This is a genomic window from Nonomuraea sp. AD125B (assembly GCF_041402765.1).
Taxonomy (GTDB): domain Bacteria; phylum Actinomycetota; class Actinomycetes; order Streptosporangiales; family Streptosporangiaceae; genus Nonomuraea; species Nonomuraea bangladeshensis.
The window spans coordinates 54,084-71,215 of sequence record NZ_JBGLOU010000006.1 but is presented as its reverse complement, the minus strand read 5'-3'; the positions used below and the strand labels follow the sequence as shown (position 1 = coordinate 71,215).

Sequence of the window (17,132 nt, the reverse complement as noted above, 5' to 3'; positions counted from 1 at the left end):
CTCCAGTATGGCGCTAGGGGGGAGTGCCTCGTTTAGGCCGTACGTCTGGGGCTAGCATCTCGTTACGTGGCGAAGGTAACGGATCTTGTCAAACGCTTGCTCGTGGGGCGCGCCCTGCGCAGCGGGCAGCTCCACGAGCAATTGCTCCCCAAACGCGTCGCCCTGCCGGTCTTCGCCAGTGACGCGCTCTCCTCCGTGGCCTACGCGCCGCAGGAGATTTTGGTCATCCTGTCGCTGGCCGGCGTCTCCTTCTACGCCTACAGCCCGTGGATCGCCGCCGCCGTCGTCGTGGTGATGCTCACAGTGGTCGCCTCCTACCGGCAGAACGTGCACGCCTATCCCAGCGGGGGCGGCGACTACGAGGTGGCGACCACCAACCTGGGCAAGAACGCCGGGCTCACGGTGGCCAGCGCGCTGCTGGTCGACTACGTGCTGACCGTCGCGGTCTCCGTCGCCAACGGCGTCGACTACGTGGGCGCCACCATCCCGATCGTGGGCCAGCACAAGCCGGCCGTCGCCATCGCCATCGTCGTCCTGCTCACCGTGATCAACCTGCGCGGCATCCGCGAGTCCGGGGTCGCCTTCGCCATCCCCACGTACGCGTTCATGATCGGCGTGCTGGGGCTGATCATCGTGGGCGGGTTCCGGCTGCTGGTGCTCGGCGACGAGCTGCACGCCCCGAGCGCGGGCTTCACCGTACGCCCCGAGCAGACCAATCTGACGGCCTTCGCCGCGGCCTTCCTCGTCCTGCGGGCGTTCTCCACCGGTTGCGCGGCCCTCACCGGCGTCGAGGCCATCAGCAACGGCGTGCCCGCCTTCCGCAAGCCCAAGAGCAAGAACGCGGCCACGACGCTGCTCATGATGGGCCTCGTGGCCATCACGATGTTCGGCGGCATCATCGCGCTCGGCCTGGCCTCGGGCGTGAAGGTGGCCGAGCCGTCCGTGGTGGCCGAGGACCTGATCCGGCAGGACGGCACGCCGGTCGGCCCCGGCTACTACCAGCAGCCGATCATCTCGCAGGTGGCGGACGCGGTGTTCGGCGGCGGGTCGCTGATGTTCGTGCTGATCTCGGCGGTGACCGCGCTCATCCTGTTCCTGGCGGCCAACACGGCCTTCAACGGCTTCCCGGTGCTGGGCTCGATCCTGGCCCAGGACCGCTACCTGCCGCGCCAGCTCCACACCCGGGGCGACCGCCTGGCCTTCTCCAACGGCATCATCCTCCTGGCGGCGGGCGCGTGCCTGCTGCTGTGGGGGTTCAACGCCGACGTCAGCCGCCTGCTCAACCTCTACATCGTCGGCGTCTTCGTCTCGTTCACGCTCAGCCAGACCGGCATGGTCATCCACTGGACCCGCCACCTGCGGACCGAGCGGGACCTCAAGCTCCGCCACCAGATGCACCGCTCCCGGGTGATCAACTTCTTCGGCGCGGTCATGACCGGGCTGGTGCTCATCGTCGTGCTGCTGACGAAGTTCATGGTCGGGGCGTGGATCGTGGTGATCGCGATGCCGATCCTGTTCCTCATGATGAAGGGCATCCGGCGCCACTACGACAACGTGGCGGCCGAGCTGGAGCTCGACGAGGACTACGAGCCGGCCATGCTGCCCGCCCGCAACCACGCGGTCGTGCTCGTCTCGAAGATCCACAAGCCGACGATGCGGGCGCTGGCCTACGCCCGCGCCACCCGGCCGTCCACCCTGGAGGCCGTCACCGTGGGCGTGGAGGGCGAGGAGGCCCGCCAGCTCCAGGAGGAGTGGGAGCGCCGGGGCATCCCGGTGCCGCTGAAGATGCTCGACTCGCCCTACCGGGAGATCACCCAGCCGGTCCTCGACTACGTCAAGTCGCTGCGGCGGCGCTCGCCGCGCGACGTCGTGACGGTCTTCATCCCCGAGTACGTCGTCGGCCACTGGTGGGAGCACCTGCTGCACAACCAGAGCGCGCTGCGGCTGAAGGCGCGGCTGCTGTTCAAGCCGGGCATCATGGTGACCAGCGTGCCCTGGCAGCTCCACTCCTCCGACCGGCTGACGGGCCGGCGGGAGCCGTTCGCGCCGGGCGCGGTGCGCCGCCCCGGGCAGGTCAAGGACGACGAGATCACGACGAGCTGAGCAGCGCCCGCAGCCGTACGTTGTCCGCCGCGTCCCAGTCGGGCGGCGCCGCCACGGCCGCCCAGGCGTCCACGACGTTGGCGTTGTAGCGGTGCCCGTGGCCGGGCGGCACCGACAGCGCCGAGGTCATGTCCACCAGCACCTGCCAGAACGTCACCAGCGGGAACCAGTTCATCTCCGGGTTAACGCCGGGCCCCCGCTCGCCCTCCAGCCAGGCGGGCCGGCGCAGGATCAGCGCGGGCGTCCACCAGACGACGGGGTCGGAGGCGTTCTGCAGGTAGACCACGCGCGGCCGGGCCCAGGGGCCGGGCGGGAGGTCGAGGTCGCCGGGCGTCTGGGCGAAGCGGACGGTGCGGCCCCCCTCGTACACCGGCCGCCACACCGGGCTGCCCGGCTCCCTGCCGGTGGTGACGCGGTGCCAGATGGGGTTGGCGTTGGGCGGGCCGACGAAGACCGCGCCGTCGGTGCGGGCCGCCAGGTCGTCGAGGTCGCGGAAGGCGTTCTCCAGCGCGTACGAGCCGAGGCTCTCCCCCGCCAGCACCAGCTTCGGCCGGTCGTCCGCGGGCAGCTCGGCCCAGCGGGCCCGCACCGCCTCGAACAGCGCCCGCCCCGCCCTGGCCGCCCGCCCCCTGTCCACCATGAACGACACCCAGCTCGGCAGGTACGAGTACTGCACGGCGACCGTGGCCGAGCGGCCGTCGTACATGTGCTCCAGGGCGGCTGGGATGCTCGGGTCCACCCATCCGGTGCCCGTGGTGCCGAGCACGGCGAGCACCGGCCGCCGGAAGGCCCCGGTGCGTTCCAGCTCGCGCACGGCCAGGGCCGCCTGGGCCTCCGGGGTGGGGGCGGCTTCGAGGCCGACGTACACGCGGATGGGGTCGGTGGCCGGATGGCCGGAGAAGGCGGTGAGGCGGGCGGGGCTGGGGGCGGTGGCGACGAAGGTGCGCCCCTCCTTGCCCAGCGTGTCCCACGGGACGAGCGAGCCGGGGCCGCCGGACACGAGGCTCGTCGCGGGCCGCCGTACGCCCGGATCGGTGCCCTGGTTGGCGACCGAGGACACGTCGCTCACCCGGGCGACGAACGCCGAGAACAGCACGTCGTCGGCGAACACCGCGACGAGGACGGCGACGAGCACCACGCCGATCGCCTGCCCCACGTAGATCGGCACGAACCGGCCGAGCCAGCCGATGAGCTTGCGTCCGCCGAGGCGTACCAGCCGGGCGAGCAGCAGCCCCAGCGCGAACAGCACCACCGCCACGGCCAGGATGAGCGGCGGAAACCAGGTGATGCGGGTGTCCACGCCCATGAGCGCGCGCAGGTCGCGCTGCCAGTCGTGGCTGTACCAGAGCGCCACCACGCTCAGGGCCGCGCAACCGCCGATCAGGGCCTGCCAGGCGAGGCGGCGCCCGCGCTCGGACGGGCGGTAGGCGATCAGCGCGCGGCCGAGCGCGCCGATCGTGGCGCCGACCGCGTAGCCGATCAGGGCGGTGACCGCGGCCATCACCCCTTGGTACATCCAGGTGCGCGGCAGCAGCGAAGGCGTCAGCGAGGCGCAGGCGAACAGGGTGCCCAGCAGGACTCCCCCGAAGCCAGGCCACCGCCGTACCACCCGCGCCGTGTCCACGACGACCAACAGTAGTGGATCAATTCCGAGGGTAGTGGGCCAGGTCAGGGCATAGGGTGTGGCATGTGGAACAGGCAACTCTGGAGCTGACGGTGGGTCCGGTCGCGCACGGCGGCTGGTGTGTGGCGCGGCACGAAGGACGGGTGGTGTTCGTCCGGCACGCGCTGCCGGGCGAGCGGGTGGTCGCCGAGGTCACCGAGGAGAGCGCCAAGTTCCTGCGCGCCGACGCGGTGAAGATCCTGGAGCCCTCGCCCGACCGCGTGGTCCCGCCCTGCCCCTACGCGGGGCCGGGCCGCTGCGGCGGCTGCGACTGGCAGCACGCCACGCTGCACGCCCAGCGGCGGCTCAAGGCGCAGGTGGTGGCCGAGCAGCTCCAGCGGCTGGCGGGCATCGAGCGTGAGGTCGTGGTCGAGGAGGTGCCGGGCGCCGAAGACGGCCTCGGCTGGCGCACCCGCGTGCAGTTCGCCGCGCTGCCCGGCGGCGAGCTGGGCTTCCGCCGGCACCGCTCGCACGACATCGAGCCGGTCGACGCCTGCCTGATCGCCCATCCCGAGGTGGAGGCCGTCGCCGCGGAGACCCACACCTGGCCGGGGGCGGCCGGGGTCGAGGTGATCGCGTCCTCCGGCGGCGAGCGGGCCGTGGTCGTCAGGCCCCGGCCGCGGCGCAGCGTGACCGTGCCCGACCTCGACGCGCCCGCCTCGATCCTGCTCGACCAGGGCAAGGGCCGCACCGAGCCGCGGCGCGGCTCAGGGGTGCTGCACGAGCAGGTGGGCGAGCGCGGCTTCCGGGTGATGGGCAGCGGCTTCTGGCAGGTGCATCCGGGCGCGGCGGAGACCCTGCTGGACGCGGTGCTGGCGTACGCGGCGCCGGAGCCCGGCGAGTGGGCGCTCGACCTCTACTGCGGGGTGGGCCTGTTCGCGGCGGGCCTGGCCGAGGCGGTGGGGCCCGAGGGCGCCGTGTTCGGACTGGAGTCCGAGGCCGCGGCCGTCCGCGACGCCCGCGCCAACCTCCGCGACCTGCCGCAGGCCCGGGTGGAGCGCGGGCGGGTGGAGGAGGCCCTCGACCGCTTCCAGATCGAGCGCGCCGACCTCGTCGTGGTGGACCCGCCGCGGGCGGGCCTCGGCCGCGAGGTGGTGGAGCGCGTCGCCGCCCTGGAGGCCACGCGCATCGTCTATGTGTCCTGCGACCCGGCCACCTTCGCCCGCGACCTCAAGTGGCTGGCCGAGCGCGGCTACGTGCTGTCGGACCTGCGGGCGTTCGACGCCTTCCCGATGACCCACCACGTGGAGTGCGTGGGCCTGCTGCTGCCCGCCTGACCGAGCAGGCGGGTCAGGCCGCGGCCGGGGGCTTGATGGGGGTGCGGCCGCGGCCGAGCACCCAGAGCATCGCGGCCAGCGCCGCGACCTGGAGCGGCCACCCCATGATGATCTTGGCGAGGCCGAGCGCCGCCACCGCCTCGTCGCCACCGCCGAACAGGTAGACCGGCCCCTGCACCGCCACCCGCACCGCGCACGGCAGCATGAGCAGCCAGGTGAGCCGGGTGCAGAGCCGGACGATGCCGGGGTCCTTGTGCCAGGCGGTGGGATCGCCGGTGACCGACCCGATGAGGAAGCCCACCACCGGCCACCGGGCGACGATGGAGACGAGCATGCCCACCATGTAGCCGGCGTTCCACAGGATGCCGGGCAGGAAGTAGTCCTTCGCGTCGCCGGTGCGGCTGGCGAAGAACGCCCCGATCGCGATGCCGATCAGGCTGTTGATGACGAACTGCGGCGTGGACCGCTGCACGACCCTGGCCACCAGCAGCAGCACCGCCAGCGCGATGCTGACGATGAGCGACGTCTTCAGCTCCTCGGTGACGAGCCAGCACACCGTGAAGGCGATCGTCGGGACCGCCGCCTCGATGATGCCGCGCACGCCGCCGAACGCCTTGGCGAGCTGCGCTCGCACCGCCGCTTCCACCGTGTCGTGGGCGACCTCTTGCGCCTCAGCACTCACCTGATCAACTCCCTGGCCGGAGCTCGTATCGCGGATTGAACATCACCTTGCGGCCGTCCTGCATGCTGACCAGCCCCTCGGCCTTGACCGTGCGGCCCGGCTCGATGCCGGCGATCTTGCGGCGGCCGAGCCAGACCAGGTCGATCACGTCGGACCCGTCGTAGAGCTCGGCCTCCAGCGCGGGGGCGCCGCCCCTCGGACGCAACGTCACGGTACGTAGCGTACCGGCCACGCAGAAGCGCCTGCGCCCGCCGCACGACACGATCGGGGTCGCGCCGACCTCGTCGGCGTCCTCCCGTAGTTCCTGGGCCTCGATCTCCGACTGGGGAGATGCCAGTCGTGCGAAGAACCCACGCAATCCCCCGCGTTTCGCGGGCTCTGCCGTACTCATGATGACTCAGCCTACGTGATGTCAGCTCTCAGCGAATCTCACTGATCTCCGGCCCCCGCTTGAACGGGTTGAGCCCGGGGCGCTCGTCCGCCTGGTCGCCGCTCCCCTGCTCGTTGGGCCGGCGCAGCGGGATGGGCTCCTCACGGGCCATCGGCTCGTCGCCGCGCACCACGACGACGTCCTTGACGAAGTCGACGAACGCGCCGGCGACGGCCTCGTCGTACGCGCCGGGCCCGGAGATCACCGCGAGCAGGAACCAGCGCGGCCCGTCGATGCCGAGGTAGCGGGCCGGGCGACTGGCGCCGTCGACCCTGAGCTCGCCGGCCAGCTCGGTGCCGAACGGGCCCTCGCGCTCCTCCAGGTCCTTCGCCTGCGCGCGGATCTTGGTCTTGACCTCGTCCCACAGACCGGAGCTGCGCGGCGCGGCCAGCGCCTGGAGCTGCAGCGTGTCCTCCCCGCTGATGACGACCACGCCGACGTGCTGGTCGCCGACCGAGGCCAGGCGCACCTCGAAGTCGGGGTTGTGCGGCAGCCGGAGGCCGCCGAGGTCGATGCGTTCGCTGTCCGGGTGGGGCTCGTCGGCGTCCCACGGACCGGACTCGCGCGTGGGGGCGGCCTGCTCCTGCTCGGCCACCGCATCCGGCTGCTCACGACGACGACGTCGGAACACGTTCCTCACTCTCCCTGATAGTGCTGCTGAAAGGGGCCGTCAGCGCCCCGTCGAACCGAATCCGTTGGCGCCGCGCACCGAGCCGGGCAACCGCTCGACCTCGTAGAAGGCGGCGCGCTCGACCCGCTGGATCACCAGCTGGGCCACCCGGTCGCCGCGCCGGAGCCGGAACGGCTCCTTGGCGTCGGTGTTGATCAGCGTGACCCTGATCTCGCCGCGGTAGCCGGCGTCGACCGTGCCGGGCGCGTTGACCAGGGTGACGCCGTGCCGGGCCGCGAGGCCGGAGCGCGGGTGCACGAAGGCCGCGTAGCCGTCGGGCAGGGCGATCGCCACCCCCGTGCCGACCACGGCCCGCTCGCCCGGCGCCAGCTCGACGTCCTCGGCCGCGTAGAGGTCGGCCCCCGCGTCGCCCGGATGGGCGTAGGAGGGCGGCGGCAGCTCGGCGTCGAGCCGCTGGATCAGAACCTCCACCTTGCTCACGGATTCACCTCGAAGTCCTGGTGTTCGGCGGCGATGGCGGCCAGATCGCCGTGCGCGGCGAAGTGCTCCATGCTCACCTCGATGAACAGCGCCGCCGCCCGGACGGCGACCGGCCCGTCTGGGGCGCCGATGCGCCCCTCAGCCTCAAGGTACGCCTTCCGCCCCGCGATGCCGTTGCACCATGCACGCAGGTGGAGTGTCGTGCCCACGGGAACGGGCTGAAGGTAGTCGGTCTCCAGCCGTCCCGTGACATACGGCTTGTGGAACAGGTAGACCGACATTCCTATGACCTCGTCCATGGCGGCGGCCAGCACGCCGCCGTGCGCCAGCCCGGGCGCGCCCTGGTGCGCCTCGCCCACCGTGAACTCGGCCTCGACGGTGGCGCCGTCGGGAGTCCTGGCCTTGAGGTGCAGGCCGGTGGGGTGCTCGGTGCCGCAGCCGAAGCAGCGGCCGTAGTGGGAGCCGAGGGCGGCGCCGGGCCGCGGGGCTCCAGGCGGCGCCGCGGGCGCCACGGCGCCGGGCGGCGGGGTGGTCAGGGAGGAACGGGTCACGGGTGACGAGGTTACTCGGTGTCCGCGCTCCGCTCGTCCGCCTCGGGAGCGGCGGCCCGGTCGGGGCCTGGCTCGCTGGCCGGTTCGCCCTGTTCGTGCGCTGATGGGGGTGGCGGCAGGGCCGGCTGCTGGTGCCGCAGCTCGGGCAGCGCCCGGTAGATGACGGCCGCGACCGGCACCGCCACCGCGGCCCCCGCGATGCCCGCCAGGATGCCGCCGATGGCCAGCACCAGGATGATCGCGAGCGGGTGGAAGTTGAGCGCCCGGCCGACGATCAGCGGCTGCAGGACGTGGTTCTCCAGTTGCTGCTCGACGATGAGGATGCCGAGGAAGACCAGCGCGAGCACGAGGCCCTTGGCGCCGAGCGTGACCAGCGTGGCCACGGTGCCGGCGAAGAAGATGCCGACGATCGGGATGAAGCTGGCGAAGAAGATCAGCACCGCGAGCGGCGCCCAGAGCGGCACGCCCATGCCGGCCAGCACGATGCCCATGATCACGCCGTGCACGGCGGCCACGGCGACCGTGCCCTGCACGTAGTGGGAGAGCGTGGTCCACGCGGCCCGCCCGGCCCGGTCGACCCGGGGCGCGACGCCGCCGAAGCCCTTGAGCACCCATGACCAGATGCGGTCGCCGTCCTTCAGCAGGAAGAACGTCACGAACAGCAGCAGCACGATGGACGCCAGCACCTCGAAGGCCACCGCCCCCGCGCTCAGGACGGTCGTCGTGATCGCCTGCCGCTGGGTGTTGACCATGGTGGCGACCTCGTCGACGTAGGCGGTGATCTGCGCCTGCTGCAGGTGCAGCGGGCCGGTGATCAGCCACTCCTGGACGTCTCTCGCGGTCGCCTGGACCTGCTCGACCAGGTTGGGGAACTCCTCGCTGGCCCGCGCGCCGACCAGCCAGCCGGTGCCGGCCAGCACGGCCAGCGCGACCAGCATGGTGACCCACGTGGCGTAGATCGGCCGCATGCCGGCCTGGCGCAGGCTGTTGGTGAGCGGATAGAGCAGCGCGGTCAGCAGCAGCGCGACGGCCACCGGCAGGGCCACGAACGTGAGCCTGGCGATGATCAACGCGAAGAAGTAGACGACCACGCCGACGAGGATCAGGCACACGCACCAGGCGGCCATCTTGGCCAGCGTGGGCGGCACGAGCTTGGTGGGGCGGTCGGGAAGCACGTGTTCAAGACTGTCACGTCCGGGCGGCGAGTGCGCGCCCCATGCGCCTCCGGATCGGCCGCGCGGGCGGATCGCAAAGATCGGGCCTGGGCAACCGCCGGGGCGCGTGTCACCGTCATGGGCATGAAGGCCGTGGCGATTCTCACCCTGGCTCTGCTCGCGCCCCTCGCCGTCGCGCCCGCGCCCGCGCGGGCCGCCGCGCACGGCGCACTGGAGCTGGAGGTGCTCTCCAGCCGTCCCGACCAGGTGAGCGGCGGTGACGCCCTGGTCAGGGTGCGCCACCCGAAGGGCGCCAAGGTCAGGGTCCTCCGCAACGGCGAGGACGTGACCGGCGCGTTCACCGAGACCCGCGACGGACTGACCGGCCTGGTGACTGGCCTGGCCGTCGGCCGGAACACCGTCACGGCCGTGGCCGGGCCGCTCCGCCGTACGCTGACGGTCCGCGACCACCCGATCGGCGGCCCGATCTTCTCGGGCCCGCACCAGTACCCGTTCCTGTGCAAGACCGAGCGCGCCGGCCTCGGCCCGCCGGTCGCCGACAACCAGGACGGCCAGGGCATGCGGACCACGGGCGGCTGGAGCAGGGACTGCTTCGCGCCGGTCGTGACGGACCGGCTCTACCGCTCGACGGACGGCACGTACAAGCCGATGCCCGCCGAGCGGCCCGCCGACCTGGCGACGACCACCCTGCTGGACGGCCGCACGGTCGACTTCGTGGTACGGCGCGAGCGCGGCGTCATCAACCGCTTCCTCTACTCGATCGCGATGCTGGAGGACGGCTGGAACGGCCGGGCGATCTACCGCTTCGACGGCGGCGTGGCGATCGGCCACGACCAGGGCACGCTCGGCGGCGGCGCGCTGGACCCGTACGGGCTCGGCAAGGGCTATGCGATCCTCCACTCCTCGGGCACCCGCACCTCGACCCACTACAACCTGATCCTGGGCGGCGAGACGGCCCTCATGGTCAAGGAGCGCTTCATCGAGCGCCACGGACCGCCGCTCTACACGGTCGGCGTCGGCGGCTCGGGCGGGGCGATCCAGCAGTACATCTACGGCCAGAACTACGGCAACCGGGTGATCGACGCCGCGATCCCGCAGTATTCCTATCCGGACATGGTCACCCAGACCATCCACGTGGGCGACTGCGAGCTGCTCGAACGCTACATGGACCACAACCCGCGCTGGGCCCGCTGGGACGACCGCACGGCGCTCATCGGCATGAACGCCAGTGACACGGTGGCCAACCCGTACACCGGCAGGCCGGGCTCGGACGAGTGCGTCAACGGCTGGCGCGGCCTCACCCCGCTCACCATGAACCCGCTGTGGACGTCCAACAACGACCCGGAATGGGCGCTGATGGACCCGCCGGGCGTCAAGGACACCGTCAGGTGGACGCACTGGGACGACCTGCGCGAGGTCTACGGCGTGGACGAGCGCGGCCACGCCCGCTCCACCTGGGACAACGTCGGCGTCCAGTACGGGCTGAAGGCGCTGGTGGACGGCGTCGTCACCCCGGCGGAGTTCCTGGACGTCAACGCCAAGGCCGGCTCGTGGAAGGAGGCGGACGACATGGTGCAGGAGGGCTGCCCGTTCGTACGGACCGCCTGCCCCGGCGACCTCGACCCGTGGAGCGCCCGCAACATGAACCTCGGCGACCCGGCCCCCCGGCGCACCGGCGACCCGGTCGCGATCAGGAACGTCGAGCGCAGCGGCCTGGTCTTCCGCGGCGACATCGACATCCCGGTCATCGACTGGCGGCCGTACCTGGAGGACCAGCTCGACATGCACAACGCGCACCAGTCGTTCGCCTCGCGCCGGCGCATGCTCGACCACGACGGCAGCGCAGGCAACCAGGTCATCTGGTTCACCGACGCGCGCCCCGACGGCCCCAAGTTCGACCAGACGCCCGAGGCGCTGCGGGTGATGGACGAGTGGATGGCCAACCTCCGGGCGCGGCCGGGGCGCGGCGTCGCGGGCAACCGGCCGCCGCTCGCCGTGGACCGCTGCTTCGCCACCGACGGCACCCAGCTCGCGGCCGGCCCGCACGTGTGGGACGGCGTGCTGGACCGCCGCCCGCCGGGCGCGTGCACCCGGCTCTTCCCGCTCTACGGGACCTCCCGCACGGTGGCGGGCGGCCCGCTCGCGGGCGGCGTCTACAAGTGCCGCCTCCAGCCGGTCGGCCGGGCGATCGCCCGCGGGGTGTACGGCTCGTGGCGGCCCACGCCGCAGGAGCGGGCGCGGCTGGAGCAGATCTTCCCCACGGGGGTGTGCGACTACTGACCGGTCGTGGCAGGAGGCGGAAGCCCCCTGCCACGAGCGGAAGTCAGCCCAGGTGGACCTCGACGGCGAGCTCCTCACCGGAGCCGAGCACGAACTCCTCGACGTTGCCTGCCGCGCACAGGTCGTCCTGCGCCTGCCGCACCAGCTCCGCCTCGGGCCCGGTCACGGTGAGCCGCGCCACCTCGGCCCGCATCGACAGCTTGGCCTCGGACTTGGCCTTGCGCACCCGCCCGAGCACCTCGGAGGCCACGGCCAGCACCGCCGGGTTGCCGTCGCCGGGCTCGGGGACGGGCCACGGCGCGCGGTGCACCGAGCCCTCCCGCCACCACGACCAGACCTCCTCGGTCACGAACGGCAGGAACGGCGCGAACAGCCGCAGCAGCACGTCGAGCGCCTGCCGCAGCGCCGCGTGCGCCGAGGCCGCGCCCGGCCCGCCCTCCTCGTACGCGCGGGCCTTGACCAGCTCCAGGTAGTCGTCGCAGAACGCCCAGAAGAAGCGCTCCACGGTTTCCAGCGCCCGGCTGTGCTCGTAGGCGTCGAACGCCTCGGTGGCCTCGCGCACCACGCCCGCCAGCGCCGCCAGCATGGACCGGTCGAGCGGCTCGCTCGCTTCGCCGCCGCCGTCGCCGGCCAGGCCGAGCACGAACCGGGAGGCGTTGAGGATCTTGATGGCGAGCCGCCGGCCGATCTTGAGCTGCCCCGGCTCGAAGGCGAAGTCGACGCCGTAGCGCCCGCCGGCCGCCCAGTAGCGCACCGCGTCGGAGCCGTGCTGCTCCAGCAGGTCGAGCGGGGTGACCACGTTGCCCTTGGACTTCGACATCTTCTTGCGGTCGGGGTCGAGGATCCACCCCGAGATCGCGACGTCGCTCCACGGCAGCCGGTCGGACTCCAGGTGGGAGCGGGCCACCGTCGAGAACAGCCAGGTGCGGATGATCTCGTGCGACTGGGGCCGCAGGTCGGCCGGGTAGACCCGCCGGAACAGGTCGTCGTCGCGCTCCCAGCGCCCGGCGATCTGCGGCGTCAGCGACGAGGTCGCCCAGGTGTCCATGACGTCGGGGTCGGCCATGAACCCGCCGGGCACGCCGCGCTGCTCCTCGCTGTAACCGGGCGGCACGTCGCTGGACGGGTCGACCGGCAGGGTGTCCTCGGCGGGCAGGATGGGCGCGTCGTGGACCGGCTGCCCGGCCTCGTCGAGTGGGTACCAGACCGGGAAGGGCACGCCGAAGAAGCGCTGGCGGGAGATCAGCCAGTCGCCGGTGAGCCCTTCGACCCAGTTGTCGTAGCGCACCTTCATGTGCGGCGGGTGCCAGCGCAGCTCGCCGCCGCGCCGCAGCAGCCGCTCACGCAGCTCCTCGTCACGGCCGCCGTTGCGGATGTACCACTGGCGGGTGGTGACGATCTCCAGCGGCTTGTCGCCGCGCTCGTAGAACTTCACCGTGCGGCTGACCGGCCGGGGCTCGCCGTCGAGGTCGCCGGAGGCGCGCAGCAGCTCCACGATGCGCTCGCGGGCGCTGTGCACGGTCTTGCCGGCCAGCTCTTTGTACGGCTCCGCGTCCACGCCCTCGGGCGGCTCGGGCAGCAGCCGCCCGTCCCAGCCGATGATCGGCCGGGTGGGCAGGCGCAGCTCCCGCCACCAGGTGACGTCGGTGATGTCGCCGAAGGTGCAGATCATCGCGATGCCCGAGCCCTTGTCCGGCTCGGCCAGGTGGTGGGCGAGCACCGGCACCTCGACCCCGAACAGCGGCGTCAGCACGGTGGTGCCGACCAGCGCGCGGTAGCGCTCGTCGTCGGGGTGGGCGACCAGCGCCACGCACGCCGGGATCAGCTCCGGCCTGGTCGTCTCGATCCAGACCGGCCCCTGCTCGCCGTAGAAGGAGACGCGGTGGAACGCGCCGGGGTGCTCGCGGTCCTCCAGCTCGGCCTGGGCCACGGCGGTGCGGAAGGTGACGTCCCAGAGCGTCGGCGCCTCGGCGAGGTAGGCCTCACCGCGCCGCAGGTTGCGCAGGAACGCCCGCTGCGAGACCGCCCGCGCCTCGTCGCTGATCGTCGTGTAGAGCAGCGACCAGTCGACCGACAGGCCGACCCGCCGCCACACCTCCTCGAACGCCCGCTCGTCGACGGCGGTCAGCTCGTGGCACAGCTCCACGAAGTTGCGCCGGGAGATCGGGATCTCACGTTTGCCCGGCTTCTCCGGTGGAACGAACTCCGGGTCGTAGGGCAGCGAAGGGTCGCAGCGCACGCCGTAGACGTGCTGGACCCGCCGCTCCGTGGGCAGGCCGTTGTCGTCCCAGCCGATCGGGTAGAAGACCTCTTTGCCGGTCATCCGCTGGTAGCGGGCCATGATGTCGGTGTGGGTGAAGGAGAAGACGTGACCGACGTGCAGGGAGCCGGACACGGTCGGCGGCGGCGTGTCGATGGAGTAGACCTGCTCGCGCGGCTTGGACCGGTCGAAGCGGTAGGTGCCGTCGGCCTCCCAGCGGGCTACCCATACCTGCTCCAGGCCGTCGAGAGAGGGTTTCTCGGGCATGGAGGCATGGCGTAGCCGCTGTTCAGTCATGCCACCTTATGGTACGGCTTCGCGGCCACCGCGAGCGGTACAGACTAGTGTTCGTTACATATGGGGAAGGAGATCGGCATGGCGGATGACAAGCCGGACGTTGCCTGGCGGATCATCGGCGGCCTGGTGGGGCTCGCCACGGGTTGGGCGGCCCGCAAGCTGCTCACCTTCGTGTGGGTGAAGGCGACCGGCAAGGAGCCGCCCGTCGACACCGATGCGCCGGAGGTCACTCTGGCCGAGGCGATCGGCTACGCGGTCCTCATGGGCGTCGGCATGTCCGTGGCGCAGATCGTGGTCAACCGGACCGCCAGGAAGCGCTATGACGCGTGGCGGGCTCTGAGGCAGGTGACTCCAGGGCAGTGAGGAACTCACTCGCCCAGCGGTCCACGTCGTAGGTGGCGACCCGGCGGCGCATCGTACGCATCCGCCGGGCCAGCTCGTGCGGCGTGGCCCGCATCGCGGCCAGCATCTGACGCTTGACGTCCTCCACGTCGTACGGATTGACCAGATAGGCCTGGCGCAGCTCGTCGGCGGCCCCGGCGAACTCGCTCAGCACGAGCGCCCCGTTGAGGTCGTGGTGGCAGGAGATGTACTCCTTGGCCACCAGGTTCATGCCGTCGCGCAGCGGGGTGACCACCATGACGTCGGCGGCCAGGTAGAGCGCGGCGAGCTCCTCCTGGTTGTACGACTGGTGGAAATACCACACCGGCTGGTAGCCGAGCGTGGCGTGCTCGCCGTTGATCCGCCCGACCTGCAGCTCGATGTCGTCGCGCAGCCGGCGGTATTCGTCCACCCGTTCGCGGCTCGGGGTGGCGATCTGCACGAACACCGCCTCGCCGGTGCGCAGCCGCCCGTCCTTCAGCAGCTCGCCGAAGCCCTCCAGGCGCTGGCCGATGCCCTTGGTGTAGTCGAGCCGGTCCACGCCGAGCAGCACGTGCTCGGGCTCGCCCAGCTCGGACCTGATCTCCTTGGCCCGCGCCACGATGTGCGGCTCGCGCACCAGCGAGTCGAGCTGCCCGAAGTCCACCGAGATCGGGAACGCCTGGGTGCGCACGACGCGGTCGTCGAGGAAGATCTCGTTCCCCTTGTACGGCAGCCCGAGCAGCCTGCGGCACAGCCGCCGGAAGTTGGAGGCCCCGCCGGGGAGCTGGAAGCCGACCAGGTCGGCGCCGAGCAGCCCCTCCACGAGGTCCTTGCGCCACGGCAGCCGCCAGAACAGCTCGACCGGCGGGAACGGGATGTGCAGGAAGAACCCGATCCGCAGGTCGGGCCGGAGCTTGCGCAGCATGGAGGGCACGAGCTGGAGCTGGTAGTCCTGCACCCAGACGACCGCGCCCTCCTCGGCGATCTCGGCGGCGGCGACCGCGAACCGCTCGTTGACCGCCCGGTAGGCGTCCCACATCGAGCGGTGGTACACCGGCGGCGCGACGGCGTCGTGGTAGAGCGGCCACAGGGTGGCGTTGGAGAAGCCCTCGTAGTAGAGCTCCACCTCCTCCGCCGACAGGGCCACGGGGATCAGGTTCATGCCGTCCTGCTCGAACGGCTCCAGTTTCTCGTCCGGTGCCCCGTGCCACCCGGCCCAGGCTCCGTGACGGCGCTGCATCACCGGCGCGATCGCGGTGACGAGCCCGCCGGGGCTCCTGCGCCACGAGGCCGTTCCGTCGGGATCGATCGTCCTGTCCACCGGCAACCGGTTGGCGACGATCAGAAACGAACTCCGGCCAGTCACGCAGTCCCTCCTCTTGTGGGGTCAAGTTTCGGTAGAACCGCCGAGAGCGCGGCTCACGGCGACCGCCACCGACTCCGGACCCGCATGAGGGATGATGGCGGCGATGTGCGCATCCGGCCTGATGAGCCATGCCTCATCCGGCCCTGCGCCGAGCCTCTCAGCGAGCGAGCCGGTTCCGTCCATCTCCGCGAGCCCGCGTACGGCGAGCGGCGCCGTAGTGACCTTGCCCAAGACCTGCGCAAACAAACTCGAATCACACATTTCACCCAGCAGTACGAGGAAACCATCCCGGCAGCTCTCACGCAATCGCCCGCCCGGCAGAACCGCGTCCGGCAGGATCACGCCCGGCGCCGGCGGGCAGGCCATGCCCCTCGGCGGACGGCCCGCGAACGGGCGGGACGGCTCCGGGGTGGTGAGGGGCGAGTCGACGTACCAGAAGGGCTCGGCGAAGCGGCCGGAGTCCACCTGGTCCACCGGCCCGCCCTCCAGCACCGCCCGCCTGCGCACCCGCTCCTCGACGCTCCTCGGCGCGAGGAAGCGCATGGTGGCGCCGGTCACCTCCAGGTTCTCGCGCGCCGCCGCGCGCCGCTCGGCGTGGTACGACTCCAGCAGCTCCGGCCCGGCCCACCCGTTGAGCGCGAACGCCAGCTTCCAGGCCGCGTTCTCGGCGTCCGGGACGCCGGAGTTGAGGCCGCGCGCCCCGAACGGGGCCAGCAGATGCGCGCAGTCGCCCGCCAGCAGCACCCGCCCGGCGCGCATGCGGTCGGCCAGCCGGTGGTGGAAGCGGTAGGTGCTGTGCCACAGCAGCTCGTACGGCCGCTCGCCGACGATCCACCGGATCTTCCGCGCGATGTCCTCCCGCGTCGGGACGTGGTCGGGCGCGATCTGCCAGTCGATCCTGAACGTCCCGCCGGGGCACGGATGGATGAGCACCTGCCGGCCGGGGTTCCAGACGGGGTCGAAGTAGAAGCGCCGCTCGTCCTCCCAGCCCGGCAGGTCGGTCCTGACGTCGCAGATCAGGAACTGGTCGCCGAACGTCTCGCCGCGGAAGCGCACGCCGAGCGCCCGCCGCAGCGGCTCGGCCCGCCCCCCGGCGCACAGCAGCGCGTACGGCGCCCGCAGCCGCCGCTGCCCGCAGTGCACGGTGACGCCGCAGGAGTCCTGCGTCAACCCGGTGACCTCGTGGTTCCAGCGCACCTCGACGAGCGGCTGCGCGGCGGCGGCCTCGTCCAGGATCTGCTCGGTGCGGGCCTGCGAGAGGTTCACGAACGGCGGCAGCGGCCCGTCCCGGTCGAACGAGCACGACAGCAGCTCGCGGTCGCGGTAGTAGGTGCGGGCCGTCGTCCAGGTCACGCCCTCCTCGGCGATCCGCCCCGCACCGGCGGCGGCCCAGATGTCGAGCACGTCGCGCTGCTGGCAGATCGAGCGCGACCCGGCCGCCTCCCGCCCCGGCCGCCGGTCCAGCACCAGTGCGCCGATGCCCCACCGGGCCAGCAGCAGCGCCGCCGTCAGCCCCACGGGCCCGGCCCCGACCACGATGACCTGCGCGTCGTCGCCCATGACCGGAGCCCGTC

The 17,132-nt window shown here is 72.1% G+C and carries 14 protein-coding genes; 4 read left to right on the top strand and 10 right to left on the bottom strand.

Annotated elements, in window-relative coordinates; genetic code table 11:
• Nucleotides 1-66: 66 nt before the first annotated feature.
• Nucleotides 67-2,103: an APC family permease gene (locus ACBR40_RS17225; protein ID WP_371249372.1), complete on the top strand. Its 2,037-nt coding sequence runs from the start codon at nucleotides 67-69 to the stop codon at nucleotides 2,101-2,103.
• Here ACBR40_RS17225 and ACBR40_RS17220 read toward each other — a convergent pair.
• Nucleotides 2,090-3,727, bottom strand: coding sequence for an alpha/beta hydrolase (locus tag ACBR40_RS17220; protein WP_371249371.1), 1,638 nt, complete (start codon nucleotides 3,725-3,727; stop codon nucleotides 2,090-2,092). The genes ACBR40_RS17225 and ACBR40_RS17220 overlap by 14 nt on opposite strands.
• Before the next feature lie 65 nt (nucleotides 3,728-3,792).
• On the opposite strand from ACBR40_RS17220, the gene ACBR40_RS17215 reads away from it, so the two are divergent.
• Nucleotides 3,793-5,043 (top strand): class I SAM-dependent RNA methyltransferase, encoded by a 1,251-nt coding sequence (locus tag ACBR40_RS17215; RefSeq protein WP_371249370.1) that lies wholly within the window; start codon nucleotides 3,793-3,795, stop codon nucleotides 5,041-5,043.
• Between the two features lie 13 nt (nucleotides 5,044-5,056).
• On the opposite strand, the gene ACBR40_RS17210 is transcribed toward ACBR40_RS17215, so the two are convergent.
• From ACBR40_RS17210 to ACBR40_RS17185, 6 genes are read right to left on the bottom strand one after another with little or no spacing between them, the layout of a single operon-like run.
• Entirely contained in the window at nucleotides 5,057-5,725 is a 669-nt protein-coding gene (locus tag ACBR40_RS17210; RefSeq protein WP_344212373.1) for a DUF3159 domain-containing protein, read from the bottom strand.
• 4 nt (nucleotides 5,726-5,729) lie between these two features.
• Entirely contained in the window at nucleotides 5,730-6,116 is a 387-nt protein-coding gene (locus ACBR40_RS17205) for an OB-fold nucleic acid binding domain-containing protein (RefSeq protein ID WP_026214276.1), read from the bottom strand.
• Nucleotides 6,117-6,144: 28 nt separating this feature from the next.
• On the bottom strand, nucleotides 6,145-6,786 hold the full coding sequence (locus ACBR40_RS17200) for a DUF3710 domain-containing protein (RefSeq protein ID WP_344212375.1): 642 nt from the start codon (nucleotides 6,784-6,786) through the stop codon (nucleotides 6,145-6,147).
• A 39-nt stretch (nucleotides 6,787-6,825) separates the two neighbouring features.
• On the bottom strand, nucleotides 6,826-7,266 hold the full coding sequence (gene dut, locus ACBR40_RS17195) for a dUTP diphosphatase (RefSeq protein WP_344212377.1): 441 nt from the start codon (nucleotides 7,264-7,266) through the stop codon (nucleotides 6,826-6,828).
• Complete coding sequence (locus tag ACBR40_RS17190; protein WP_364444240.1) at nucleotides 7,263-7,817, bottom strand: PaaI family thioesterase; 555 nt, start codon at nucleotides 7,815-7,817, stop codon at nucleotides 7,263-7,265. Before ACBR40_RS17190 ends, dut begins: the two co-directional genes overlap by 4 nt.
• Before the next feature lie 11 nt (nucleotides 7,818-7,828).
• A complete protein-coding gene (locus tag ACBR40_RS17185; RefSeq protein ID WP_371249369.1) occupies nucleotides 7,829-8,992 on the bottom strand; it encodes an AI-2E family transporter in 1,164 nt (387 codons plus the stop codon).
• Between the two features lie 123 nt (nucleotides 8,993-9,115).
• Between ACBR40_RS17185 and ACBR40_RS17180 the strand changes: the two genes are divergently transcribed.
• Entirely contained in the window at nucleotides 9,116-11,272 is a 2,157-nt protein-coding gene (locus tag ACBR40_RS17180; RefSeq protein WP_371249368.1) for a DUF6351 family protein, read from the top strand.
• Between the two features lie 43 nt (nucleotides 11,273-11,315).
• Here the strand turns inward: ACBR40_RS17180 and valS are convergent, their stop codons facing one another.
• On the bottom strand, nucleotides 11,316-13,829 hold the full coding sequence (gene valS / locus ACBR40_RS17175; protein WP_371249367.1) for a valine--tRNA ligase: 2,514 nt from the start codon (nucleotides 13,827-13,829) through the stop codon (nucleotides 11,316-11,318).
• A 78-nt stretch (nucleotides 13,830-13,907) separates the two neighbouring features.
• On the opposite strand from valS, the gene ACBR40_RS17170 reads away from it, so the two are divergent.
• On the top strand, nucleotides 13,908-14,192 hold the full coding sequence (locus ACBR40_RS17170; protein ID WP_344212386.1) for a DUF4235 domain-containing protein: 285 nt from the start codon (nucleotides 13,908-13,910) through the stop codon (nucleotides 14,190-14,192).
• Here ACBR40_RS17170 and ACBR40_RS17165 read toward each other — a convergent pair.
• Nucleotides 14,125-15,558, bottom strand: a complete 1,434-nt coding sequence (locus ACBR40_RS17165; RefSeq protein WP_344212388.1) for a trehalose-6-phosphate synthase — start codon at nucleotides 15,556-15,558, stop codon at nucleotides 14,125-14,127. The two genes, ACBR40_RS17170 and ACBR40_RS17165, sit on opposite strands and share 68 nt — an antisense overlap.
• A gap of 21 nt (nucleotides 15,559-15,579) precedes the next feature.
• Entirely contained in the window at nucleotides 15,580-17,118 is a 1,539-nt protein-coding gene (locus ACBR40_RS17160) for an FAD-dependent monooxygenase (protein ID WP_371249366.1), read from the bottom strand.
• Between the last annotated feature and the right edge of the window lie 14 nt (nucleotides 17,119-17,132).